Origin of the sequence: Thiothrix sp. UBA5583 (genome assembly GCA_002425225.1) — a bacterium.
Taxonomy (GTDB): domain Bacteria; phylum Pseudomonadota; class Gammaproteobacteria; order Thiotrichales; family Thiotrichaceae; genus Thiothrix; species Thiothrix moscowensis.
In genome coordinates, this window is record DILV01000024.1 from 1 (window position 1) to 5,260 (window position 5,260).

The following is a 5,260-nucleotide window of genomic DNA, read 5'->3' on the forward strand; positions in this document are numbered from 1 at the left end:
TGCATCACTTCCGGTCACACCCGTCATAAATCTTGCCCTTGTACGGCTCGATCATTTCCGCCATCAGGTTAACCACGCACTTGGGGGTGTAGAACTCGCCGCCCAGCTTGCCCTCCGCCGCCGCAAACTTGCCGAGGAAATATTCATATACCCGCCCCACTACATCGTTTTCCTTGTCGTGGGTGGTGTCGATATTGCTGATGGTGTCAATCAGTGCCGCCAGCTTGCTGGGGTCAAGGCCGAGGCGGGAAAAGTAATTGTCCGGCAATGCGCCGCGCAATGCCTTGTTGTGCTTTTCCAGCGTTGCCAGCGCGGTGTCGACCTTGAGGGCAATGTCGGGTTGTTTGGCGTAAGTCTGGATGTAAATCCAGCGGGCTTGTTCCGGCAGGTAGAACACGTTTTTCATGGTGTAGAACTCCACCATGTCGAGGTAGGCTTCCTTGCCTTCGTCGATCAGCTCCTGCTCGCGGTCGGCGAATTTGTCGCTGGCGAATTTCAGGAAAATCAGGCTGAGGATGACGTGTTTGTATTCGGAAGATTCCACCGTGCCACGCAGTTTGTTGGCAGTATCCCACAGGGATTCTTCAAAGCCTTTGCCGGATTGTTTGCTGGTCGGAGTTATTGCCATGTTTCGCCTTTTTGCGCGGAAATTTTGAAGAGGAAATATACCCCAAAAACCTGCGAAACAGCGAATTGGTCAGCAAATGCGCGGCAACTGCTCGCCGGGCAGCATATCAACAATCCGTTCGCCACCGAAAGCTGTTTGCAGGATGACATGACCGTTGCCTGCCAGGACTTTGCCGATGATGCAGGCATCGCGACCTTCGGGGATGCGTTGCATCGCAGCCAGTACGGCTTGCGCCGATTCAGCCGGAACCACCGCGACCAGTTTGCCCTCGTTGGCGAGGTAGAGCGGGTCTAATCCCAGGATTTCGCACATACCACGCACCGGGGTGCGGATTGGCAGGTGTTCTTCCTTGAGCATGAAATCGACGCCGGAACGTTCGGCAAATTCGTTCAGCACCGTTGCCAGCCCGCCACGGGTGGCATCACGCAGGCAGTGGATGTCGGGGCAGACGGCAAACATCGCTTCCACCAGCTTATTCAGTGGGGCGCAATCGGTTTCGATGTCGGCATCCAGCGCCAGATCGCCGCGTGCATTGAGGATGGCAGCACCGTGGTCGCCCAGCCAGCCGTTGACGATCACCACATCGCCGGGTTGGGCGCGTCCTGCGGAAGGGTTGAAACCTGCCGGAATCACGCCAACACCGGCGGTATTGATAAACAGCTTGTCTGCGCCGCCGCGTTGCACCACCTTGGTATCGCCAGTGACAATTTGCACCCCGGCTTCATCCGCTGCCAGTTTCATGGCTTGCAGGATGCGGGCGAAGGTTGCCAGTGCCAGCCCTTCCTCGATGATGAAACCACAGCTCAGGTACAGCGGTTTCGCACCACCGACTGCCAGATCGTTGACCGTGCCGTTGATGGCGAGTGTACCGATATTGCCGCCGAGGAATTCCAGCGGGGTGACGACGTAGGAGTCAGTGGTGAATGCCAGCCGGTCGCCGTTGGCGGTGAGTTCCGCCAGCGGGATGCGGGCTTGATCTTCGCCTTCTGCCAGCAAGGGATTGGTGAAAGTTTGGCGGATCAGGTCGTCGACCAGTTGGTGCATGGCGCGTCCGCCGCTGCCGTGGGCGAGGGTGATGGAGCCGATGAGGTTCATGCAGTGTCCCCCTTAAGTTTGAACGGATTCTGGATCACAAGCTGCCCAATGCGTCGACCATCTTGCATGTCTTCGCTGAACAGGGTTTGGCAACCCGCTTGTAGTGCTGCTTCCACAATCAGGCTATCCCAGAAAGAAAACGCATCATCACGGGTACGGCTGATAGCCCGCAGGATTAGCTCCGGGGTGATGTGTACCATCGGATATACCCCGAATTGCTGGATACAGGCGTAGGCATCCTCAATGGACAGCGGTTTAGCCAGCTTGCGGGTAACGGTGACGAAAAACTCCTGTAACACTTGGGTACTCAGAGTCAGTTGCCCATTGCCGCCCTGCTCTTCCAGGATGCGCAAGACAATTTGCTGCTTCGCTGGCTCGCTGCTGTCAAAGGCATACACCAGTAGGTTGGTGTCGGCGAAACAGTTAGCGCTCATACAGTTCGTCCCGCGCCCAGCGGCGTCCCTGACTAGCGGCGGTGGAGCGTTTGGCTATTGCCAGCAGGGTTTGGGTGGCTTGTTGGTAAGGTTGACCACTGTTGACGTAGCGTTCCAGATAGTCACGTAACAGGGCATTGACGGAAGTGCCGTCTTCCAGCGCCCGCATCCGCGCTTTTTTGAGGATGGTTTCATCAATGGAAATAGTCAGGTTGCTCATGGTGGAATACCTGCAATATCGTGTTACACGGGATCAGTGTAACACGGGCAAATGGGGCGTGCCTACGTTGTTCTCTGCTATTTCACCACTGTTTCAACACCGTTGCCAGCTTCACCTCCGGCTCATCCGCCAGCAGGTAGTCGGTGAACAGCGGCACGCAATATTGCCAGCGGTTGCTGACGCGGGTGAGGATGAACGCCAGTTCCAGCCGTGACAGGGTGCGTTCCAGTTCCGCTGCGTCAAAGGTGAGGTGTTGTGCTTCCAACTGCTGGATCAGTTCGCCGGTGCTGAAACTGCCTTTGCCGATGGTGGCGTAGACCACCAGCCGGTCGTAGCGCTGTTCCTGTTCGCTGATGCCGACGACCCAGCCTTCCAAACGCTTGCTCATGTCGCGGCTGTCGAGTACGCGGTGGATGTCACCGGCTTCGATGCTGCGTTGCTGGGCTGGCAGGTTCTGGATCAACTGATGGCATACCCAGGCAATCAGGTTGGCGCGTTGCCCGCATTTTTCGATCATGTCTTGCACGATGGTGTCGCTGGCGTAGCCGAGATTCATGGTTTGCATCGGCTGGGTGGCAAGTTGCTGGCAGGCATCGCGTTCGAGTGCGCCGATTTCCAGCACTTCGCCGAAATTGCGCAGCGGTGACTGGTAGTCGAGTACCGCGTGCTGGTAGAGCTGCCAGAATCCGGCGAGGATGAAACTGCAATTGCCCTGTTCGCTGAGGCGGCGGAATACGTTGAGGATGGGGTAGCCTTGCGCTTGTTCGTGTTCGATGAAGCGGTCGGCTTCGTCAATCAGGAAGATGAAACGTTGCCCGGTGTCGCGGATGCGTTGCTCCAGCGCGGCGGCGAAGGTTTCCGCATTGTCGGTGTCGGCGAGCTGCAAGGCACGGGCTAGGCGCGGAACCATTACTTCGTTGGACAGGGTATGGTAGAGGCATTGTACTTGCGGGTTGGTGGCATAGCGGCGTTCCAACGCTTTGAGCAGGGTGGATTTGCCCATCTGCCGCCCGCCGACCAACAGGTAATTGGCAGGGGCGCGGTTGACGATCTGGGCGATGAGTTCGCGCCGCCCGAAGAACAGGGCTTCCTTGTTCACACCGCCGCCGATCTGGTAGGGCGAAATCTGTTTGAGGGAAAGTTGTTCTGACATAATTTTAGCCAAAGCGCTGTCGGCATGGGGGCTGAGCAGCAGTTCGGTCAGTTGGCGGCTTTGCGGGGCAACGTATTTGTTGCTCAAGTCCATTGTTGTGGTCAGCAGTTTGCGCTGGTAGGCGCTGTCCGCGCCGATGATCAGGGTGATGCGGCCTTCGGCTTGGGGGATAGCTTGCAGGTGGGTGAAGGCGTCCTGTGCGTCGGCGGTCGGGAAGTAGAGCAGGAGGCGGTCGGCATTGAGGGGGAAGGTTTCGGGAAGTTTGAGGGAGAAAATCCCCCCCAGCCCCCTTTTTGCAAAGGGGGGAGGAAGAACATCTTCGTAGGAGCCAGCCGTGCTGGCGATTTCGGTTCCCCCCTTTGCAAAAGGGGGGGTAGAGGGGATTTCTCCCCATTGCCCGCCCAATCGCATTGCCAGCCATTGGGCTTTTTGTTCCGCGCTGGCTTGCTGGAAATCCAGCGCATGTTGGAAGGTGTCCTGGCTGACTTCGGCGCTGTCGAGGGTGATATTAAGCCTCCCGGTCTGTTGCAGGCGCCGTTGGGCTTCGGTGAGTTGTTCCAGCGGCAAGCGCTGCAGGGCTTGCGGTTGTACGCCGAGTTCCAGCACCAGCGGGTGGCGGTAGCGGCGGAAGTAAAAAATGGTGAAACCCAACAGACCCAGCGTCAGAACCGCCAGCAGGATTTGCAGGTGGGCGGGCATAACATTGATTTCCAGCGGCACGTACCAGTGGGTGTAGAGTGGCGGCTGCATCGGGCGGATTTTCAGTTGCAGGCGGTCGCGCTGCTCACGGCTCATGTCATTGGGCAGGGTGAAAGCCAGCGGCGGTGCGGCAGTTTGGGCGCGGATGGTTTCCAATGACTGGCGCGGCAGGTCAAGTTCACCTTGCGGGTCGGTCAGGTAGAAATCGGTTTTGGGCAGATCAGCCGTGCCCTGATTGTTTAGCTGGATACTCAGGGTGTTGGTGTCGCTGCTGAAATCAGTGCCGGTGACGGCAATATCCGGGGTTTGGAGGTTGACGCGCAAATCCACCTGTTTGCTGGTGCCGCCGGAGACTCCGACTTTGATGGGCAAAGTATATTCGCCGGATGGGGCAGGTTTGTCAGTGGTGGGGATGACCCTTGCCGCCAATCGGATGGTTTGCCCTGGTGGGATCAGCGAGGTGCTGGCGTAGAGGGCAGCAGGTTGAGGGTAAGCCGGTTCAGGGTTGGCGGGAATCACCTGTAGTATGCCCTCAGCATCCGTGGTCGGCAGGATATGCGGGCGGTGCACCGGTTGGCTGCCGGTGTTGGTCAGGCTGAGAGTGAAGGTGGCTGCCTTGCCGTCTTTGCCTGCTTGTAGATCGACAGTGGCGGTATCCGCTTGCAGGCTCCAGGTGGCAGAGCTGCTGTCAGGCGCAGCCAGGTACTGCCAACGGTAGCTGCTGTAATCATCCTCCTTCTTCAGTATTTTTCCGGTGGGTTTGCCATCCTTGTCCGTTTCCTGTTCTTCATACGGATATTTGCCTTCGTCCAGCAATGTGCCGGTGCGCAACAGGCTGCCATCATCCGCCCGCAGCACAGCGCCATCTCTGGCAATGCTGGCCCAGACACCGCGAACGCCTGCAAGCAAAACCCTGGCAAGCACGCCTTGTTCGGCATCCCACAGCTTCACCGTGCCGTCATACGAACCGGAGGCCAGTTGCCCCCCCCCGTCAAACGCCACTGACCAGACGCTGCTTTGCGCTTGCAGGG

General features: G+C 58.2%; 5 protein-coding genes. All 5 read right to left on the reverse strand.

Features of this window, described 5'->3' with window-relative positions; all coding sequences use genetic code 11:
* Positions 1–4: 4 nt before the first annotated feature.
* Positions 5–628, reverse strand: coding sequence for a type I restriction-modification system subunit M N-terminal domain-containing protein (locus B2U47_RS08400; RefSeq protein ID WP_296675675.1), 624 nt, complete (start codon positions 626–628; stop codon positions 5–7).
* A 69-nt stretch (positions 629–697) separates the two neighbouring features.
* Entirely contained in the window at positions 698–1,723 is a 1,026-nt protein-coding gene (hypE, locus tag B2U47_RS08405) for a hydrogenase expression/formation protein HypE (protein WP_296675678.1), read from the reverse strand.
* Positions 1,720–2,157, reverse strand: a complete 438-nt coding sequence (locus B2U47_RS08410) for a PIN domain-containing protein (RefSeq protein ID WP_296675681.1) — start codon at positions 2,155–2,157, stop codon at positions 1,720–1,722. Before B2U47_RS08410 ends, hypE begins: the two co-directional genes overlap by 4 nt.
* On the reverse strand, positions 2,147–2,377 hold the full coding sequence (locus tag B2U47_RS08415) for a DUF6364 family protein (RefSeq protein WP_296675684.1): 231 nt from the start codon (positions 2,375–2,377) through the stop codon (positions 2,147–2,149). Before B2U47_RS08415 ends, B2U47_RS08410 begins: the two co-directional genes overlap by 11 nt.
* A gap of 82 nt (positions 2,378–2,459) precedes the next feature.
* Positions 2,460–5,260: AAA family ATPase (locus B2U47_RS08420; RefSeq protein ID WP_296688318.1), on the reverse strand; the 2,801-nt coding region annotated here is incomplete at its 5' end.

Excerpts from the sequence above, each read along its gene's own strand:
- B2U47_RS08400 (WP_296675675.1), bottom strand. The coding sequence starts at position 628 with ATGGCAATAACTCCGACCAGCAAACAATCCGGCAAAGGCTTTGAAGAA.
- hypE (WP_296675678.1), bottom strand. The coding sequence starts at position 1,723 with ATGAACCTCATCGGCTCCATCACCCTCGCCCACGGCAGCGGCGGACGC.
- B2U47_RS08410 (WP_296675681.1), bottom strand. The coding sequence starts at position 2,157 with ATGAGCGCTAACTGTTTCGCCGACACCAACCTACTGGTGTATGCCTTT.
- B2U47_RS08415 (WP_296675684.1), bottom strand. The coding sequence starts at position 2,377 with ATGAGCAACCTGACTATTTCCATTGATGAAACCATCCTCAAAAAAGCG.